Genomic DNA, 17,819 nt, shown 5'->3' with positions numbered 1-17,819 from the left:
GCGGTGCGGCGGCTTTTCACCGCATGGCGTAAGTCATGGCAACCCTTGGCCGCCGGCGCGCATCCTTGAGTTCGGTGGCCGGCTCGCCAGGGCTGAATGCGCGCCCGGTCGCGCCCCGACGCGCCCCGCTCAGGGCGCGGTGGCGTCGTGGGTGACGAAAGCCGATTCGCCGGCCGGCAGTTGCATCCAGTCCGGATGGGCCAGGGCCCGGGCGATGTCGGACTGGCCCGACAGCCAGTGCTCGCGCATGGCCACGCGGCCGAACTGGTAGTCCTTGAAGTGGCCGATACGGGCGCGGTCGCGGTAGATCAGGTGGATCACGCTGTAGCGGCGGTCGCAGGCCAGCTCGGCGGCGTGCTGGGCCCAGGGGTTGGTCGCGCGCACGTCCTCGGGAATCTCCTCGAGCAGTTCGCGCAGCAGACGCCGGTAATGCTGGAACACCCGCTGGGTGTCGGTGATCAGGCGCGTGCGGCTGGAGTATTGGATTTCCTTCTGCCGCTCGGCGACGTCGAGCAGGGTCTGCGGCAGGTCGCCGCGCGCGTTCCACAGGTCGACCTGGAACACCAGGGTGTCGCTGCGCGGCGACGAGGTCAGCACGTGCGACAGCGGGGTGTTCGAGACCAGGCCGCCGTCCCAGTAATACTCACCGTCGATCTCGATGGCCGGGAACGCCGGCGGCAAGGCGCCCGAGGCCAGGATGTGGCGCGCGTCCAGACGCATCCGGGTGTTGTCGAAATACTCCAGGTTGCCGGTGCGCACGTTGACCGCGCCGACCGAGACCCGGATGCCGCCGTCGTTGAGCCGGTCGAAATCGACCATGCGTTCGAGCGTGGCGATCATCGGCGAGGTGTCGTACCAGCTCGCCGCGGCCGGCCCCGGCGCGGTGAACGGGTCCTGCCCGAACCAGGCGCGCGGGCGGTAGAAGCCGTGTTGGCCCTCGACGATGGCGCGCCAGGCTTCCCAGGTGTCGAGCCAGGCGCGGGTGTCGGCATCGAGATCGGTGAACCGCGCTTCCTGGCCGAAGGTGGTCGAGGGCAACAGGGTCGGTTGCGAGATCGTCGCCCAGAACTCGCGCAGCGCGTCCATGCGTTTGTCCGGCGGGTTGCCGGCGATGATCGCGGTGTTGAAGGCGCCGATCGAAATGCCGGCGATCCAGTTCGGCGCGATGCCGGCTTCGTACAAGCCTTGATAGACGCCGGCCTGATAGGCGCCGAGCGCGCCGCCGCCCTGCAATACCAGGGCGATGTTCTCCGGCAACACCGAGGTTTCGGCGCGGATGCGTTCGCCCGCGGCCTTGGCCGCGCGCGAGGCGGCTTGCTTGCTGGCCGCGCGCTTGGGCGGAGTCGCCGGCTTCGGCACGCGCTTGGCCGGCGCGCGTGCGACGGGTGAGCGTGCGGCGGCGCTGCTGCGCCTGGAGGGTTGCTTGGGCGGCTCCTTGCGGGCCGGGGTCTTCGTCGGTGGATCTTTCTTGGCCGGCGTCGCCGGCTTGGGATCGCGCTTGGCCGGCGTCCGCGGTGCGGGTTCGCGCTGCGGCGGTTCCGCGGCCGCGCGTGCAGCGCGGGAAACGGTGCGGGCGGTGGAGCGCTTGCTGCTGGGCATTGCGGTTGCCTCTTCGGAAACTTTCGCGGCGGTCAGGCGCCCATGGTGCTTCGCTTGCGCCGTTATCGCCGTGAAGACCGATTGCACGGCGAAGCAGCAAGGGGCAAGGGCAGCCCTCCTGCCCCCTCCTCAAAGGGAGGAAGCCGCAGAAGCTTCAGCGTCTTGTAACGATGAAGCCCATCCACGCTGCTTTCGCAGACGCCCGTTACTGCATATACCAACCATGGCTGACCACGAAGCTCTGCCCGGTCAGCGCCGCGCTCGGGAATTCGGCGAGGAAACGCACGGTCTGGGCGACGTCCTCGACCGTGGTGAACACGCCGTCGACGGTGTTGCCGAGCATGACTTTCTTGATCACCTCGTCCTCGCTGATGCCGAGCTCCTTGGCTTGCTCGGGGATCTGCTTGTCGACCAGCGGGGTGCGCACGAAGCCCGGGCAGACCACATGGCTGCGCACGCCGTGTTTGGCGCCTTCCTTCGCCAGCACCCGCGACAGGCCCAGCAGGCCGTGCTTGGCGGTGACGTAGGCCGACTTCAGCGGCGAGGCCTCGTGCGAATGCACCGAGCCCATGTAGATCACGGTGCCGCCTTTGTTGTCCTTGTACATATGCGGCAGCGCCGCCTTGGTGGTCAGGAAAGCGCCGTCGAGGTGGATCGCGAGCATCTTCTTCCAGTCGGCGAAGGCGTAGTTCTCGATCGGATTGACGATCTGGATGCCGGCGTTCGACACCAGGATGTCGATGCCGCCGAGTTCGGCGACCACGCGTTCGATGCCGGCGTTGACCGCGACCTCGTCGGTGACGTCCATGGCCACGCCGATCGCGCGGCCGCCGTTGCCGGCGATCTCGTCGGCGACGGCCTGGGCCCCGGCCTGGTTGAGATCGGCGATCGCGATCGCGGCGCCGGCGCGGGCCAGCTCGTGGGCGATTTCCTTGCCGATGCCGCTGGCGGCCCCGGTGACGACGGCGACCTTGCCTTGGATCGAACTCATGGCGACTCCTGGATACGGTGCGAAGGGAAAAGGGCGTTGCGCCGCGCGATGCGCGAACCGGCGACCATTGTCGCCGCCGCAGGTTATCGCGGCGTGGCGGCCGGCGCACCGCAGTGTCCCGTCGCGGCGATAAAGCGGCTATCGGACCTTCGTACCCGCCTGGGGGCTTTGCAGGATCGGGCGGGATGGCACGAAGATATCGGCCGAGCGTTGCTCAGGACGACGGGGGGCTGCGTGGGAGTCCGGCCTAGGGACCGCACCCAGGATTGCAGGGCGGTCGCGTCGCGCGCCGATGCCGCGCGGTCGCGGCTTGCGCCGCTCCTACCCCGAAGCAGCGCTGCCGTTGCCGTTGCCGTTGCTTAAAGAGCTTGGCGCCGATTCGACCTCGCGAGAACAAGGGAGACCCGGAGGGCGGCCCGCATGGATGCGGGCCGTTTTTCATCGGGACAGGGATGTCCCGTATGAAAAAGCCCCGCGGATGCACCGCTCGCGCGGGCCCTTGATTCACAGAAAAGCATTTTTCTTTGGTTACCTTTCTTTTGTTGCTTATGACAAAAGAAAGTAACCCGCCGCTTTAGTGGCGGAAGCTCTTGGCGTTTGATCTAGTTTCTTTAGAAGCCTGAGCAAGAGCAAAGCTTCCGTCCGCTGACGCGGCCGGGTTACTTTCTTTTGCTAAGCCCAAAAGAAAGGTAACCAAAGAAAAGGGCTCTCCTTGCAAGGGCACAGGCCACGAGTGCGGTGCTGTCGCCGGGATTTTCCGATAAGACGTCCCTGTCTTATCGGAAAACGCCGCACGTCCTGTGCGGCGCCCTCCGGGTCTACGGCTGTTCTCGCAAAGTCGAAACTGCGCCAAGCTCTTTACGGCAACAGCAACGGCAATGACGACTACGCCGGGCTTCGCGGTCGGCGTCGGTCGCGGCTTGTAAGCGCACGAATCTCTGTGGGACGCCGCTCCTACCCCGCGCCAGCACGCCGCTTCGATGAATGGCATCGGCGTTGTGGCTTCTGCGCGTCCCGCGGTCGCGGCTTATGACCGAAGGAAGTCCAGTAGGACGCCGCTCCTACAGGGGCGAGATGCCGCCTTCGGACTGCACGACGGGCACCCGAGGACCGCCTCGACGCCCGCGGTGCACGCCATCGGCCCGGAGCTGCGCCGGGCCGGAAACGCCTCAATCCTTCTTCTTGCCCTTCTTCTTGTCTTTCTTTTTCTTCTTGTCTTTCTTCTTGTCCTTGTCCTTCTTCGCCTTCTTGTCCTTCTTCGGCTGCAGCATGGTCCCGGTGCAGTTCGCCGAGCCGCAGCGGCACTCCCAGATCTTCTTGAGTTCCTTGGTGTGCTTCTCGGCCAGGGTGATGCCGTAGTTGTAGGACAGCTCCTCGCCCGCGGCGATGTCGCGGACCGCCTCGATGAAGACGCGGTCGCGGCGGCGGTCGTCGCCATCGTCCTCTTCCAGCACCGCCTCGCAGTTCGGCGAGCAGCTGTGGTTGATCCAGCGCGCGGTATTGCCTTCGTGGTTGGCGTCGATCACGTACTCGTCGTTGAGCGTGAACAGGAAGGTATGGCCGGAGTCGGCGTCGCCGGTCTCGCCCGCATCGACCTCTTCGTGGGTGCGGCGGCTGCCCTTGTATTCGACGACCCGCTCGCCCTTGGCGATCGGGGCAATGGCGAACACACCATTGCCGTGAATGGCGGAACGACGGGCGGCGATCTTGCGCGGCATAGCGAATCCCAAAATGACGAACCGGCATTCTGACGTGCTTGAACGGCCTTCGCTATCCAGGCCTCCCCGCACGGCCGACGGCCTGTATGCATCGGGCCTAATCCCGGCCGGGCCCGGGCCGGACCTCGGGCCAGACCGCTCGCCACGGCCAAGGCCGGAACCGCCTCCCGCGATACGCCTGAATCGCGCAAAACCCCCCGGCTTGGCCGCGCCCGGAGAAAAACGTACAATTTCGGTACGAATTACCCCCGAGCGGCCCGCCGATGCTCCGCGTCACCAAACTCACCGACTACGCCACGGTCGTCCTGACCGTCCTGGCGGCCCAGTCCGACCGCGTCCTGAGCGCGTCGGAGCTGGCCGAGCGGGCGGGTCTGGAGGCGCCGACGGTCAGCAAGCTGCTCAAGCCGCTGGCCCAGGCCGGCCTGGTCGAGGGGTTCCGCGGCGCCAACGGCGGCTATCGCCTGGCCCGCCCCGCCGACGAAATCGGCCTGATCGAGATCGTCGAGGCAATGGAAGGCCCGCTCGGCATGACCGAGTGCAGCGTCCACGAAGGCAATTGCGGCCTCGAACACCAGTGCGGCGTGCGCGCCAACTGGCGCCGCATCAACGACGTGGTCATCGAAGCCCTGAGCAACGTCACCCTTGCCCAGATGCTCGCCCCCACTCCTTCCTTTTCATCCGAACCAGCCGGCCGGCGCATCGATCTGCGCCTGGCCGGCGCTTAGACAGTAGGCAGCCGCCATGGCCACCGACATCATCAAGACGCCCGCTCCCTCGGGCGACACCGCTAATCGTCCGCTTCAGAACGAGGCGATCCACGAGCAGCTCGGGCGTCGCTACGAGGCCGGTTTCATCACCGACATCGAATCCGACAGCCTGCCTCCGGGCCTCGACGAGGACACCATCCGTGCCCTCTCGGCCAAGAAGGAAGAGCCCGAATGGATGACGCAGTGGCGGCTGGAGGCTTATCGCCACTGGCTGACCATGCCGATGCCGCATTGGGCCAAGCTCAACATCGCCGCGATCGACTTCCAGGCGCTCAGCTACTACAGCGCGCCGAAAGCCAAGTACAAGTCGCTCGACGAAGTGCCCGAAGAGCTCATCGCCACCTACGACAAGCTGGGCGTGCCGCTGCACGAGCGCGCGCGGCTGGCCGGCGTGGCGGTCGACGCGGTGTTCGACTCGGTCTCGGTCGGCACCACCTTCCGCAAGGAACTGGCCGAGAAGGGCGTGATCTTCTGCTCGATGTCGGAAGCGATCCGCGAGCAGCCCGAGCTGGTGAAGAAGTACCTCGGCAGCGTGGTGCCGACCGGCGACAACTTCTTCGCCGCGCTCAATTCGGCGGTGTTCTCCGACGGCAGCTTCGTCTTCATCCCCAAGGGCGTGCGTTGCCCGATGGAGCTGAGCACCTATTTCCGCATCAACGCCGGCCACACCGGCCAGTTCGAGCGCACCCTGATCATCTGCGAGGACAAGGCCTACGTCTCGTACCTCGAAGGCTGCACCGCGCCGATGCGCGACGAGAACCAGCTGCATGCGGCGGTGGTCGAACTGGTCGCGCTGGAAGACGCCGAGATCAAGTACTCGACCGTGCAGAACTGGTACCCCGGCGATGAGAACGGCGTCGGCGGCATCTACAACTTCGTGACCAAGCGCGGCGAATGCCGCGGCGCGCGCAGCAAGATCAGCTGGACCCAGGTCGAGACCGGTTCGGCGATCACCTGGAAGTACCCCAGCTGCGTGCTGCTCGGCGACGATTCCAGCGGCGAGTTCTATTCAGTCGCGCTGACCCATCACCGCCAGCAGGCCGACACCGGCACCAAGATGATCCACATCGGCAAGCGCACCAAGTCGAAGATCATCAGCAAGGGCATCAGCGCCGGCCGCGGCCAGAACACCTACCGCGGCCTGGTCAAGATCGAGAAGAACGCCGCCGGCGCGCGCAACCACACCCAGTGCGACAGCCTGTTGATCGGCAAGAAGTGCGGCGCGCATACCTTCCCCTACATCGAGGTCAAGCACCCCGATGCGACCGTCGAGCACGAAGCGACCACCTCCAAGATCAGCGACGATCAGCTGTTCTATTGCCGTTCGCGCGGCATCGGCGAGGAAGACGCGGTGTCGATGATCGTCGACGGCTTCTGCAAGTCGGTGTTCCGCGAGCTGCCGATGGAGTTCGCGGTCGAGGCCAAGAAACTGCTCGAAGTCTCGCTGGAAGGTTCGGTCGGATGAAGCCCGCCCCCTTGCTCCCGGCGCTGCTGGCCGCGGCGCTCGCCGCCTGCTCGGCTGCGCCGGCCCCGCCGACCGCAGCGTCGGCTCCGGCAGCGGCGGCAACGGCCGCCGCGGCTCCGACGCCCGCCACCGCGGTCGCGCCGGTCGAGGCGCCGCTGGCTCCGCCGGGCACGATCAAACACGCGCTCGCCGCCGGCGAGTACCTGTTGCCGTTCACCATCGCGCCCGAGAAAGCCGAGACCCACGACCCGCGCGTGCTGCAGTGGAGCGAACACCCCTGCGGCGCGACTCCGTATGCGCGGGTGCGCGCGCTGCCGCTCGACGACAAGCTGCTGATCGCCGACGAGGTGATCGAAATCGACGACGCCGGCCAGGAACTGCGCCGTTGGCGCAAGCCCTTCGAGGCCGACGTGGTCGCCATCGACGGCGAGCGCCTGCGCCTGCGCAGCCTCGACGGCAACGGCGTCGAACGACTGCTGTGGACCGACCCGGCCGGCACCCTGGCGCCGGCGCAAGTCGCCGCCGAGGCCGAACCGCGCCTGTTCGATTGCCCGACGCTGAAAGCCTTCGCCGGCTCCGATTTCGTGCAATGCCTGGAGTACGCCGATGCCGGCGGCACCAAACGCAAGCTCGCCTACGAAGGCGTCTGTACCTGAGCGCGGGCCCTCGCCGCCCGCCTTCCGACCCGATACCGGCGCCGCCGCGCCACTCAGTTTTCTGGACACCCCCATGCTGAAGATCGAAAACCTCCACGTCCAAGTCGCCGGCAAGGACATCCTCAAGGGCCTGTCGCTCGACCTGCAGCCGGGTCAGGTGCACGCGATCATGGGGCCGAACGGCGCCGGCAAATCGACGCTCGGCAATATCCTCGCCGGCCGCGAAGGCTATGAAGTGACCGAGGGCACGGTCGAATTCGAGGGGCGCAACCTGCTCGAACTGGAGCCGGAAGAACGCGCCGCCGCCGGCGTGTTCCTGGCCTTCCAGTACCCGGTCGAAATCGCCGGAGTCAACAACACCTACTTCCTGCGCGCCGCGCTCAACGCCCAGCGCAAGGCGCGCGGCGAGGCCGAGCTCGACTCGATGCAGTTCCTCAAGCTGGTGCGCGAGAAGCTCGCCGTGCTGCACCTGAAGGACGAGTTGCTGCACCGCGGCGTCAACGAAGGCTTCAGCGGCGGCGAGAAGAAGCGCAACGAAATCTTCCAGCTCGCCCTGCTCGAACCCAAGCTGGCGATCCTCGACGAGACCGACTCCGGCCTCGACATCGACGCGCTCAAGGCCGTCGCCGACGGCGTCAACGCACTGCGTTCGCCCGACCGCGCCTTCCTGGTCATCACCCACTACCAGCGCCTACTCGACTACATCAAGCCCGACGTCGTGCACGTGCTGGCCGACGGCCGCATCGTCGAGAGCGGCGGCCCGGAGCTCGCCCTGGAACTGGAAGCGCACGGCTACGAGTGGCTCAAGGACCGCGTCGCACCGGAGAGCGCCGCGTGACCCCGCCCCGCCGCGCCGCCATCGACTTGCATACGCAGGCCCGGACCCGGACACGTTCCGCCGCGCCTGCGCGAGGACAATGACATGAGTCTGCTACTCGAAGGATTCGCCGCTTCGTTCGAGCAATTGTCGGCACGCGAAGCCGCCGGGCTCGGCCCGACCCGCCGCGCCGCGCTCGACGCGGTGCTGCGCGACGGCCTGCCCGGCCCGCGCAACGAAGCCTGGAAGTACACGCCGCTGCGCGCGCTCGACCGGCGCGCGTTCGCCCCCGCCGATCTCGCCCCGGGCGGCTTCGACGCCTCGGCCATCGCCGGCATCCCGACTCCGCGGATCGTCTTCCACAACGGCCGCTACGACGCCGTGCACAGCAACCTCAGCGGCCTGCCGCAGGGCGTTTCGCTGCAGCCGCTGTCGCAGGTGCTGGCGATCGACGACGCCCGCGAGACCAATTTCCTCGCCCGCCGCTTCGACCGCAGCGACGAGATCTTCGCCCGCCTCAACGCGGCCCTGGCCGACGAAGGCGCGGTGCTGCGCGTCGACGCCGGCGTGCAGGTCGAAGGCGCGATCCATTTCGTCTTCGTCGGCAGCCCGGTCGCCGGCGACCGCGCCTGGCATTTGCGCCATTTGGTCGAGTTGCGCGAAGGCGCGTCCCTGACCCTGGTCGAGCACCAGCTCGCGGCCGACAGCCACACCCATCTGTCCAACAGCCTGACCCACGTGCACCTGGCGCCGAACGCATCGCTGTCGCATGCACGCGTGCAGGACGAGGCGACCGGCGCGACCGTAGTCGCACGCACCGACGCGGTGCTCGCGCGCGCCGCACAGTACCGCCGCATCGATCTCGAACTCGGCGCGGCCCTGTCGCGTCACGAACTCAACGCCGCGCTGCATGGCGAGGCCGCGCAGGTGCATGCGAACGGCGTGCTGCTCGCGACCGGCCGCCGCCATCTCGACACCCGCCTGGGCATCGACCACGTCGGCCGCGACAGCCAGTGCCAGCTGACCTGGCGCGGGCTCGGCGCCGGCCGTTCGCGTACCGCCTTCCACGGCGGCATCCTGATCCGCGAGGGCGCCGACGGCAGCAATGCCGCGCTGTCGAACAAGAACCTGCTGCTCAACGAAGGCGCCGAGATCGACACCCAGCCGGTGCTCGAGATCCACGCCGACGAAGTTCAGGCCGCCCACGGCGCCACCGTCGGCCAGCTCGACCCCCAGGCGATGTTCTATCTGCGTTCGCGCGGTTTGCCGGCCGAACAGGCGCGTTCATTGCTGACCGCGGCGTTCTGTCGCGAGACCTTGTCGGTGCTGGAGGACGAGAGCGCGCGTTCGATGCTCGAAGTGCGCTTGAACCTCGCCCTCGAACGCCTGCAAGTCGTTTGAAACGAAGAACGAGTGCGCAGGAGAGAGTAACGAGTTCCAGCACGCTCTTACTCGTTTCTCGCTCCTCTCCACTCGTTGCTGGCTCCACCGGACCTTACCGATGACCGTCGCCCAACTTCCCGCCGCCCCCGATTGGACCGCCGTCCGCGCCGACTTCCCGGTGCTGACCCGCGAGGTCCATGGCAAGCCGTTGATCTATTTCGACTCGGCCAACACCGGCCAGAAGCCGGCCGCGGTGATCGAAGCGGTCGACGATTTCTATCGCCACCACAACGCCAATGTCAGCCGCGCCGTGCACGCGCTCGGCAGCGAGGCGACCGAGGCTTACGAAGGCGCGCGCGCCAAGCTCGCGCGCTTCCTCAACGTGCGCGTCGACGAACTGGTGTTGTGCAGCGGCACGACCTTCGCGATCAACCTGGTCGCCTACTCCTGGGCGCTGCCGCGCTTGCGCCCCGGCGATGCGATCGTGCTCACGCGCATGGAGCACCACGCCAACATCGTGCCCTGGCAGCTGGTCGCCCAGCGCACCGGCGCGACCATCAAGGTCGCCGAGATCGACGAACGCGGCCAGCTCAACCTCAACCAGCTGTACGCGCTGCTGACCCCCGAGGTGAAGCTGCTCGCGCTGACCCACGTCTCCAACGTGCTGGGCACCGTCAACCCGGTGCGCGAGATCTGCCGCGAAGCGCGCAAGCGCGGCATCGCCACCCTCGTCGACGGCTCGCAGGCGGCGCCGCACCGGCCGCTCGACATCGCCGCGATCGGCTGCGATTTCTATGCGATCACCGGCCACAAGATGAGCGGCCCGACCGGCACCGGCGCGCTGTGGGCGCGCCGCGAACACCTCGATGCGATGCCGCCCTTCATCGGCGGCGGCGAGATGATCAAGGAAGTGCGTTTCGAGGGCACCGTGTTCGCCGACGGCCCACGCAAGTTCGAAGCCGGCACGCCGAACATCGCCGGCTTCGTCGGCCTGGGCGCGGCGGTCGATTACCTGTCGGCGCTCGGCATGGCGCACGTCGATGCCCGCGAGCAGGCCCTGCTGGCCTACGCCAACGAAGCCTTGTCGCAGGTGCCCGGCCTGCGCATCTTCGGCCAGGCGCAGGAGAAGGCCGCGGTGATCAGCTTCCTGGTCGAAGGCGCACACGCGCACGACCTGGCGACCCTGCTCGACCTGGAAGGCGTGGCGATCCGTTCCGGCCACCACTGCGCGCATCCGCTCATGCAACACTTCGGCGTGCCGGCGACCTGCCGCGCCTCGCTCGCGTTCTACAACACCCACGACGAGATCGACGCGTTCGTGGCCGCCCTGAACAAAGTCCGCAAACTGCTCGCATGACCCAAGACTCCCTGAGCTTCCGCGCCGCCACCCTGGCCGACACCGACGCCCTCGTCGACCTGGTCGAATCGGCTTATCGCGGCGATTCCAGCCGCGCCGGCTGGACCACCGAAGCCGACTTCCTCGACGGCCGCCGTACCGGCGCCGACGACATCAAGGCCTGCCTCGACCGTCCGCAGAGCGTGATCCTGATCGTCGAGCGCAACGGCGCCGACGCCGCACCCGAACTGCTCGCCTGCGCCCATGTCGCGGTCGAGGACGGCGCCGGCTACTTCGGCATGTTCTCGGTCAAGCCGACCTTGCAGGGCGGCGGCATCGGCAAGCGCGTGATCGACGAAGCCGAACGCATCGCCCGCGAAGACTGGAAGCTGCCGTCCATGCGCATGACCGTGATCGACATCCGCAACGAATTGATCGCCTTCTACGAACGCCGCGGTTACGTCCGCACCGGCCACTACAAGCCCTTCCCGTACGGCGACGAGCGTTTCGGCCTGCCCAAGCGCGACGATCTGCGCTTCGAAGTGCTGGAAAAGACGTTCTGATGTCCGTGGGCTGAGGCCTGGTTGAGACGTCGGGGTCAGAACGCCGCCCCGTTGTCCTGGTCTCCACTTCGCCCGCTTTGCGATCCGGCCCGCATCCCTCGGCCGGTCGCATCCATCGGTAGGGCAAAGCGCGCCGTGCACACCGGCCCTGCGCGCTTCTACAATGCCTCGCAACGCACTGCCAGCTCTTCAGGAAAGCAAGCCATGGGCGACTGGGTTTTCGTCTGCGCCACCTCGCAATTGCTGCCCGGCGAATCGACCGTCGCCTGGGACGGCGACACCGCGATCTTCGTATGCAACTACGACGGCGATTTCTACGCCCTCGAAGACCGTTGCTCGCACGAGGACTTCGAGCTGTCCGCAGGCGCCTTCGACGGCGAGGAAGCCACGGTCGAATGCGTCCTGCACGGCGCCCGCTTCGACGTACGCGACGGCCGCCCCTTGTGCGCGCCCGCCTACGAACCGGTGGTGAAGTTCCCGGTCAAGGTCGAAGACGGCGGGGTCTGGACCCGCGACGACCGCGAGTAAGCGCCGCCTCGTTTCGATCGTTGTCGCCGTTGTTGCTCTCTCCCTTTGGGGGCTGTTTCCCCGTTGGAAAGGGGGCGACTGGGCCTTTCGCTTCTCTTTGAGCCCAACAGCAAATCCCCCCGCGCCGAAACAGCATCGAACTTCGTGCCTGCATCGGGCGCTCGCCCCCTTTGTCAAAGGAGGCAACAGGTCGCGCTGGTCCCGTCGCTGCCCTTTCCGCCGCCGCACCGCAGTCGCAGCACTTCGCTGCCGCTGCTCTGACTGCCCTTGTCTTTGCTGTGCCCCCCCCTTTGGAAAAGGGGGCCGAGGGATTTGCCTTTCGCTTCTTCTCCACGCGCGCAAGCGCAGATCCCCCGCGCCGAAACCGCATCGGGCTTCGTACCTGCCTCCGGCGCTCGCCCCTTTCTCACAGGGGGCGACGGTCGAGCGACGGGCTACTACGCGAGCTCGGGGCTTTGGGTCGCGGCTTACGCCGCTCCTACAAGAAGTTGTTAAGCGAGTCCGGTGCTTCACGCTCGCGGCTTGCGCCGCTCCTACTCTTTGAAGCACCGATGCCAGCGCTTGTATCGCGGCCCCCTGCGCCCCGCCTACGCCCGCCAAGCCCCGGTTTGCGCACGCATTTATACCGGAAACGGTTACAAGACCCTCGAATTGTTCACAATTCGTTGCAAATGAGAATCCATCTCATTAAGATCGCGGACTGACGCGGCCCCGCGCCGTCTATCCGCAATCCAGAGATCCCCCATGACCACGAAGTTCGTCGTGTCGCCGCTCGCCGGTGCACTTGCCCTCGCCCTCAGTCTGCCCGTGCTCGCCGCCCCGGCGCCCGAACCCCAGGCCAAGGACCTCGACGGCGTCGCGGTGCACGGCCAGCGCGTGCAGAAGGCCAGCAGCGGCAAGTACACCGCAAACCTGCGCGACACCCCGCAGACGATCAGCGTGATCGACCGCACCACCATCGACGGCCAGAACCTGCTGTCGTTGACCGACATCCTCAGCACCCTGCCGGGCATCACCTTCGGCGCGGGCGAAGGCGGCGGCGGTTTCGGCGACAAGATCAACCTGCGCGGCTTCGACGCCAGCACCGACATCACCGTCGACGGCGTGCGCGACAGCGGCCTTTACAGCCGCACCGATCCGTTCAACCTGGAAGCGGTCGAAGTCGTCAACGGCGCCAACTCGGTCTACTCCGGCGCCGGCTCGGTCGGCGGCACGGTCAACCTGGTCAGCAAGAGCGCCGGCCTCAACGAGTTCCACAAGGCCTCGATCGCCGCCGGCACCGACAGCTACACCCGCGTCGCCACCGACAGCAACTTCGTGCTGGGCGAAGGCTCGGCGCTGCGCCTCAACGCGATGGCGCACCAGAACGACGTGCCGGGCCGCGACGTCGAGCAGAACGAGCGTTGGGGCGTGGCCGCATCGCTCGCCTTCGGCCTCGGCAGCGACACCAGCTGGACTTTGAACTACCTGCACCAGGAAGACGACAACACCCCGCAATACGGCCTGCCGTTCTTCAACGGCGACGTGCTGCCGGGCATCGACCGCGGCAACTACTACGGTTACAGCAACATCGACCGTCAGGACATCCAGCTCGATTCGGTCACCTCGATCGTCGACCACGCCTTCAACGACAATTTCAAGATCCGTAACCTGACCCGTTGGCAGCAGGCCGACCAGTTCTCGCTGGTCGACGCGGTCCAGGGCACCTGGTGCCTGGCCAACAACCTCACCCCGACCGGCACCAGCTGCGGCAGCACCCGCCCCGGCAACTACAGCCCGAGCGGCCCGCGCGGTTACGGCCGCGACACCCGCAACACCACGCTGTACAACCAGACCGACCTGACGGTGAACTTCAACACCGGCCCGGTCGAGCACAACCTGGTCGCCGGCTTCTCGGTGCTGCACGAAGAATTCGACCTCGACGTCACCAGCGATTTCCGCAACCCCGACGGCAGCAACCCGTTCCTCGCCGGCCTGCCGCAGATGAACATCGCGCGTCCGGACCACACCTACCGCGGCCCGCTCAACCGCACCCTGACCGGCCGCACCGAAGGCGAGCTCGACAACCGCGCGATCTACGTGTTCGACACGCTCAAGTTCAACGAGCAGTGGCAGCTGAGCCTGGGCGCGCGCTACGAGCGCAACGAAGGCGAGACCATCAATGCGGTGGTCGTGCAGGCGCCGACCGCGGCCAACCAGCCACTGCCGGCCCAGCCGATCGGCACCGTCACCGGCTACGGCGTGCCGTTCAAGAGCAACGACGATCTGTTCTCCTACCGCGCCGGTCTGGTTTACAAGCCGGTCGAGAACGGCAGCATCTACGTCGCCTACGGCAATTCGAAGACGCCGTCGAAGGCCTCGGTCAACGGCTCGTGCACCGCGCAGACCTGCTCGGTCGATCCGGAAACCGCGGTCAATTACGAAATCGGCACCAAGTGGGACTTCCTCGACGGCCGCCTCGCCCTGACCGGCTCGGTGTTCCGCAACGAGCGCGAGAACTACAAGGTCGCCGACCTCGACAACCCGGCCAACCTGTCCGGCCTGCAGCAGCTCGACGGCAGCGCGCGCGTCGACGGCTTCATGATCGGCCTGTCCGGCCTGATCACCGACCAGTGGGCGGTCTACGCCAACTACGCGCGTCTGGACAGCGAAGTGCTGCAGGGCGTGTCCGACTTCCAGGCCAACCTGGGCCGGGACTACACCAAGGGCGATCGTCTGACCCAGGTGCCGGAAGACTCCTTCAGCCTGTGGACCACCTACGACATCAGCCCGCGTTGGCAGGTCGGTTACGGCGCGACCTTCCAGGGCAAGATCTGGCTGACCCAGCACAGCGCGACCAACCTCAACGGCCCGCTGACGACCTACGGCAGCTACTGGACCCACCGCGCGATGGTCAACTACAAGATCAACCGCCAGGCCTCGCTGCAGCTCAACATCAACAACCTCACGGACGAGGAGTACTTCACCCGCATCCGCAACAACGGCTGGGCCACCCCGGGCGACGGACGCCAGGTGGTGCTAAGCGCCAACTTCGCCTTCTAAGTGGTATCGAACCTCGAGTTCACGTTCTAATCGGACTTCCATCGTCCAGGCGCGCCGCCCGGGTCCTCCCGGGCGGCCGCATTGAGGAAACCCATGCTGCTGCACGTGCCCAAGGTGCTCACCGCCGAACAGGTCGGCCATTGCCGCGAACGCCTGGCCCAGGCCGGTTGGAGCGACGGCCGCATCACCGCGGGCCACCAGTCGGCCAAGGCCAAGGACAACGCGCAACTGCCCGAGAACGACCCGGTCGCGCGCGAGCTCGGCCCGATCATCCTCGACGCACTGTCGCGCAACCCGACCTTCTTTTCCGCGGCGCTGCCGCAGCGGGTCTACCCGCCGCTGTTCAATCGCTACGCCGGCGGCCAGTCGTTCGGTTTCCACGTCGACAACGCGATCCGCTACGACCGCAGCCGCGGCGGCATGGACGCGGTGCGCACCGACCTGTCGGCCACGCTGTTCCTGAGCGCGCCGGAGGAGTACGACGGCGGCGAGCTCGTCATCGAAGACACCTACGGCACCCACCCGGTGAAGCTGGCGGCCGGCGACCTGGTGCTGTATCCCGGCACCAGCCTGCACAAGGTCACCCCGGTCACCCGCGGCGAACGTCTCGCCTCGTTCTTCTGGATCCAGAGCCTGCTCGCCGAAGATTCGCAGCGCCGGCTGATGTTCGAGCTGGACGTGTCGATCCGGCGCCTGACCGCCGACGTGCCCGATCATCCCGCGCTGGTCCAGCTGACCGGCGTGTATCACAACCTGTTGCGGCGCTGGAGCCAGACGTGAGCGCGGCCAGCCGCGACGATCGCGCGATCAAGACCGGCTCGATCAAAGCCGAACCGATCAAGGCCGCTTCGGGCACGATCGATCCGAATCGTCGCGCCTATTGGCTCAAGACCCTGCACCGCTGGCACTGGATCAGCGCCGCGGTGAGCCTGGTCGCGCTGCTGCTGTTCTCGGTCACCGGCATCACCCTCAACCACGCCGCCCAGATCGAATCCGAACCGGTCGTGGTCAACGTCAAGGAAACCTTGCCGGCGAGCCTGCTGCGCGGCCTCAAGCGCGAGCATGCCGCCGACGCGCCCCTGCCCGGCGCTGTCAACGACTGGCTCGCCGATGCGTTGGACGTGCGCACCGCCGAACGCAAGGGCGAGTGGTCCGATGCCGACGTCTACGTCTCGCTGCCGCGTCCCGGCGGCGACGCCTGGCTCAGCATCGACCGCGAGAGCGGCGCGATCGAATACGAACGCACCGACCGCGGCTGGATCGCCTGGCTCAACGATCTGCACAAGGGCCGCAACACCGGCGCGGCCTGGCGCTGGTTCATCGACCTGTTCGCGGTGGCCTGCCTGTTGTTCGCCTCGACCGGCCTGTGGCTGCTGCAACTGCACGCGCGCCAGCGCGGCAAGACCTGGCCGCTGGTCGCGGCGGGCCTGGCGGTGCCGCTGCTGCTGATCATCCTGTTCATGCACTGACTTATCCGCTTTACGCATTCCACGCTTTAGAAACCCAGGAGCGATCCATGAAGCTGTCGTCTTTCAAAGTGCTGATCCCGGCGATGGTGCTGCCGATGCCGGCGCTCGCGGCCGATCTCGAACTCAACATCGAGATCCCGCGCATCAACGCCGCCGAGTACCACCGCCCCTACGTCGCGGCCTGGATCGAAAAGGCCGACAACAGCGTCGCCAGCAACCTCGCGGTCTGGTACGACCTCGACATGAAGAACGGCGAAGGCACCAAGTGGCTCAAGGACATGCGCCAGTGGTGGCGCCGCAGCGGCCGCACCCTGCAGATGCCGGTCGACGGCGTCAGCGGCGCGACCCGCCCGGTCGGCCAGCACGCGGTTTCGTTCAAGGGCAACAGCAAGGCCCTCGCCGGCCTCGCGCCGGGCCGCTACACCCTGGTCGTGGAAGCCGCGCGCGAAGTCGGCGGCCGCGAAATGCTGACGATCCCATTCGAGTGGCCGGCCAAGGCGCAGAACCTCTCTGCGCAGGGCAAGACCGAACTCGGCAAGGTGAAGGTGGTGGTGAAGCCGTGATTCGGGATTGGGGATTCGGGATTCGCAACAGCGACGACCGAGCCCCGATGCGAATCCAGCTCCTGCTCTTGCCAATCCCGAATCCCGAATCACCAATCCCGGACAAAAAAATGAACCTCAAACTTCTAGCCGCCGCCGTCGTCGCCACCTTCGCGCTCGCCGGCACCGCCCAGGCGCACAAGGCCTGGCTGCAACCTTCGCAGACCGTGTTCTCCGACAAAGGCTCGTGGCTGACCGTCGACGCCGCGGTCTCCAACGACCTGTTCTATTTCAACCACGTGCCGTTGCCGCTGGAGCGCCTGCAGATCACCGCGCCCGACGGCAGCGCCGTGCAACCGCAGAACGGCGCGACCGGCAAGCTGCGCAGCGTGTTCGACGTCGAGCTGTCGCAGGAAGGCACCTACAAGGTCGCGATGAACAACGAAGGCCTGTTCGCCAACTACAAGCTCGGCGGCGAAGCCAAGCGCTGGCGCGGCAAGGCCAGCGAGTTCAAGAGCGGCATCCCGGCCGGCGCCACCGAGGTCAATGCCTCCGAAAGCCTCGGCCGCGTCGAGACCTTCGCCACCGTCGGCAAGCCGAGCACGACCGCGTTCAAGACCACCGGCAAGGGCATCGAGCTGGTGCCGGTGACCCATCCGAACGATCTGTTCGCCGGCGAAACCGCGAGCTTCCAGTTGCTCGTCGACGGCAAGCCGGCGGCGGGCCTCAAGGTCGAAATCGTGCCGGGCTCGACCCGTTATCGCGACCAGCAGAACGAAATCAACGTCACCACCGGCAACGACGGCAAGTTCGAGGTCAAGTGGCCGCAGGCCGGCATGTACTGGCTGGAAACCACCAGCGAAGACGCCAAGACCACCTTGCCCGAAGCCAAGCAGCGTCGTTTGAGCTACGTCGCCGTGTTCGAAGTGCTGCCGCAGTAAAC

The 17,819-nt window shown here is 66.9% G+C and carries 15 protein-coding genes and 1 pseudogene; 13 read left to right on the top strand and 3 right to left on the bottom strand.

Annotated features, from left to right (window positions below):
- Positions 1-129: 129 nt before the first annotated feature.
- From ACKN61_RS07330 to ACKN61_RS07320, 3 genes and pseudogenes are all read right to left on the bottom strand, one after another.
- The gene (locus ACKN61_RS07330; RefSeq protein ID WP_408952924.1) at positions 130-1,599 is read right to left on the bottom strand and encodes a DUF3734 domain-containing protein; all 1,470 of its coding nucleotides are present in this window, start codon (positions 1,597-1,599) and stop codon (positions 130-132) included.
- Positions 1,600-1,804: 205 nt separating this feature from the next.
- Positions 1,805-2,590 carry a 3-hydroxybutyrate dehydrogenase gene (locus ACKN61_RS07325; protein ID WP_408952923.1) on the bottom strand — a complete coding sequence of 262 codons (786 nt, stop codon included), beginning with the start codon at positions 2,588-2,590 and terminating at the stop codon, positions 1,805-1,807.
- Between the two features lie 1,253 nt (positions 2,591-3,843).
- Positions 3,844-4,308, bottom strand: a pseudogene (locus tag ACKN61_RS07320) (SET domain-containing protein); the annotation flags it as partial.
- Between the two features lie 263 nt (positions 4,309-4,571).
- On the opposite strand from ACKN61_RS07320, the gene ACKN61_RS07315 reads away from it, so the two are divergent.
- The 13 genes from ACKN61_RS07315 to ACKN61_RS07255 all read left to right on the top strand — a co-directional run bounded on the left by ACKN61_RS07315 (position 4,572) and on the right by ACKN61_RS07255 (position 17,817).
- Positions 4,572-5,033: an SUF system Fe-S cluster assembly regulator gene (locus ACKN61_RS07315; protein WP_408952922.1), complete on the top strand. Its 462-nt coding sequence runs from the start codon at positions 4,572-4,574 to the stop codon at positions 5,031-5,033.
- Positions 5,034-5,049: 16 nt separating this feature from the next.
- On the top strand, positions 5,050-6,540 hold the full coding sequence (gene sufB, locus ACKN61_RS07310; protein WP_408952921.1) for a Fe-S cluster assembly protein SufB: 1,491 nt from the start codon (positions 5,050-5,052) through the stop codon (positions 6,538-6,540).
- On the top strand, positions 6,537-7,196 hold the full coding sequence (locus ACKN61_RS07305; protein WP_408952920.1) for a hypothetical protein: 660 nt from the start codon (positions 6,537-6,539) through the stop codon (positions 7,194-7,196). Before sufB ends, ACKN61_RS07305 begins: the two co-directional genes overlap by 4 nt.
- 73 nt (positions 7,197-7,269) lie before the next feature.
- Positions 7,270-8,034, top strand: coding sequence for a Fe-S cluster assembly ATPase SufC (gene sufC / locus ACKN61_RS07300; RefSeq protein ID WP_031373857.1), 765 nt, complete (start codon positions 7,270-7,272; stop codon positions 8,032-8,034).
- An 84-nt stretch (positions 8,035-8,118) separates the two neighbouring features.
- Positions 8,119-9,414, top strand: coding sequence for a Fe-S cluster assembly protein SufD (gene sufD / locus ACKN61_RS07295; RefSeq protein ID WP_408952919.1), 1,296 nt, complete (start codon positions 8,119-8,121; stop codon positions 9,412-9,414).
- A gap of 100 nt (positions 9,415-9,514) precedes the next feature.
- The gene (locus ACKN61_RS07290; RefSeq protein ID WP_408952918.1) at positions 9,515-10,753 is read left to right on the top strand and encodes a cysteine desulfurase; all 1,239 of its coding nucleotides are present in this window, start codon (positions 9,515-9,517) and stop codon (positions 10,751-10,753) included.
- Positions 10,750-11,295, top strand: coding sequence for a GNAT family N-acetyltransferase (locus ACKN61_RS07285; RefSeq protein ID WP_408952917.1), 546 nt, complete (start codon positions 10,750-10,752; stop codon positions 11,293-11,295). Before ACKN61_RS07290 ends, ACKN61_RS07285 begins: the two co-directional genes overlap by 4 nt.
- A 204-nt stretch (positions 11,296-11,499) precedes the next feature.
- Positions 11,500-11,823 carry a non-heme iron oxygenase ferredoxin subunit gene (locus tag ACKN61_RS07280; RefSeq protein ID WP_031373861.1) on the top strand — a complete coding sequence of 108 codons (324 nt, stop codon included), beginning with the start codon at positions 11,500-11,502 and terminating at the stop codon, positions 11,821-11,823.
- A gap of 744 nt (positions 11,824-12,567) precedes the next feature.
- Positions 12,568-14,865 carry a TonB-dependent receptor gene (locus ACKN61_RS07275; RefSeq protein WP_408952916.1) on the top strand — a complete coding sequence of 766 codons (2,298 nt, stop codon included), beginning with the start codon at positions 12,568-12,570 and terminating at the stop codon, positions 14,863-14,865.
- Positions 14,866-14,958: 93 nt separating this feature from the next.
- Positions 14,959-15,645 carry a Fe2+-dependent dioxygenase gene (locus tag ACKN61_RS07270; protein WP_031373863.1) on the top strand — a complete coding sequence of 229 codons (687 nt, stop codon included), beginning with the start codon at positions 14,959-14,961 and terminating at the stop codon, positions 15,643-15,645.
- Positions 15,646-15,701: 56 nt separating this feature from the next.
- Positions 15,702-16,334: a PepSY-associated TM helix domain-containing protein gene (locus tag ACKN61_RS07265; RefSeq protein ID WP_031373864.1), complete on the top strand. Its 633-nt coding sequence runs from the start codon at positions 15,702-15,704 to the stop codon at positions 16,332-16,334.
- A gap of 47 nt (positions 16,335-16,381) precedes the next feature.
- On the top strand, positions 16,382-16,897 hold the full coding sequence (locus ACKN61_RS07260; protein WP_031373865.1) for a DUF2271 domain-containing protein: 516 nt from the start codon (positions 16,382-16,384) through the stop codon (positions 16,895-16,897).
- Positions 16,898-17,007: 110 nt separating this feature from the next.
- Positions 17,008-17,817 (top strand): DUF4198 domain-containing protein, encoded by an 810-nt coding sequence (locus ACKN61_RS07255; protein WP_408952915.1) that lies wholly within the window; start codon positions 17,008-17,010, stop codon positions 17,815-17,817.
- Positions 17,818-17,819 lie beyond the last annotated feature (2 nt).

The organism is Lysobacter sp. Hz25 (assembly GCF_046097045.1).
GTDB classification, from domain to species: domain Bacteria; phylum Pseudomonadota; class Gammaproteobacteria; order Xanthomonadales; family Xanthomonadaceae; genus Lysobacter; species Lysobacter antibioticus_B.
The sequence above is the reverse complement of the archived record's forward strand: the minus strand, read 5'-3'. Positions and strand labels throughout refer to the sequence as shown.

What these genes read in the sequence shown, in the direction of transcription:
- ACKN61_RS07330 (WP_408952924.1), bottom strand. Translation starts at nt 1,599, where the DNA reads ATGCCCAGCAGCAAGCGCTCCACCGCCCGCACCGTTTCCCGCGCTGCA.
- ACKN61_RS07325 (WP_408952923.1), bottom strand. Translation starts at nt 2,590, where the DNA reads ATGAGTTCGATCCAAGGCAAGGTCGCCGTCGTCACCGGGGCCGCCAGC.
- ACKN61_RS07315 (WP_408952922.1), top strand. Translation starts at nt 4,572, where the DNA reads ATGCTCCGCGTCACCAAACTCACCGACTACGCCACGGTCGTCCTGACC.
- sufB (WP_408952921.1), top strand. Translation starts at nt 5,050, where the DNA reads ATGGCCACCGACATCATCAAGACGCCCGCTCCCTCGGGCGACACCGCT.
- ACKN61_RS07305 (WP_408952920.1), top strand. Translation starts at nt 6,537, where the DNA reads ATGAAGCCCGCCCCCTTGCTCCCGGCGCTGCTGGCCGCGGCGCTCGCC.
- sufC (WP_031373857.1), top strand. Translation starts at nt 7,270, where the DNA reads ATGCTGAAGATCGAAAACCTCCACGTCCAAGTCGCCGGCAAGGACATC.
- sufD (WP_408952919.1), top strand. Translation starts at nt 8,119, where the DNA reads ATGAGTCTGCTACTCGAAGGATTCGCCGCTTCGTTCGAGCAATTGTCG.
- ACKN61_RS07290 (WP_408952918.1), top strand. Translation starts at nt 9,515, where the DNA reads ATGACCGTCGCCCAACTTCCCGCCGCCCCCGATTGGACCGCCGTCCGC.
- ACKN61_RS07285 (WP_408952917.1), top strand. Translation starts at nt 10,750, where the DNA reads ATGACCCAAGACTCCCTGAGCTTCCGCGCCGCCACCCTGGCCGACACC.
- ACKN61_RS07280 (WP_031373861.1), top strand. Translation starts at nt 11,500, where the DNA reads ATGGGCGACTGGGTTTTCGTCTGCGCCACCTCGCAATTGCTGCCCGGC.
- ACKN61_RS07275 (WP_408952916.1), top strand. Translation starts at nt 12,568, where the DNA reads ATGACCACGAAGTTCGTCGTGTCGCCGCTCGCCGGTGCACTTGCCCTC.
- ACKN61_RS07270 (WP_031373863.1), top strand. Translation starts at nt 14,959, where the DNA reads ATGCTGCTGCACGTGCCCAAGGTGCTCACCGCCGAACAGGTCGGCCAT.
- ACKN61_RS07260 (WP_031373865.1), top strand. Translation starts at nt 16,382, where the DNA reads ATGAAGCTGTCGTCTTTCAAAGTGCTGATCCCGGCGATGGTGCTGCCG.
- ACKN61_RS07255 (WP_408952915.1), top strand. Translation starts at nt 17,008, where the DNA reads ATGAACCTCAAACTTCTAGCCGCCGCCGTCGTCGCCACCTTCGCGCTC.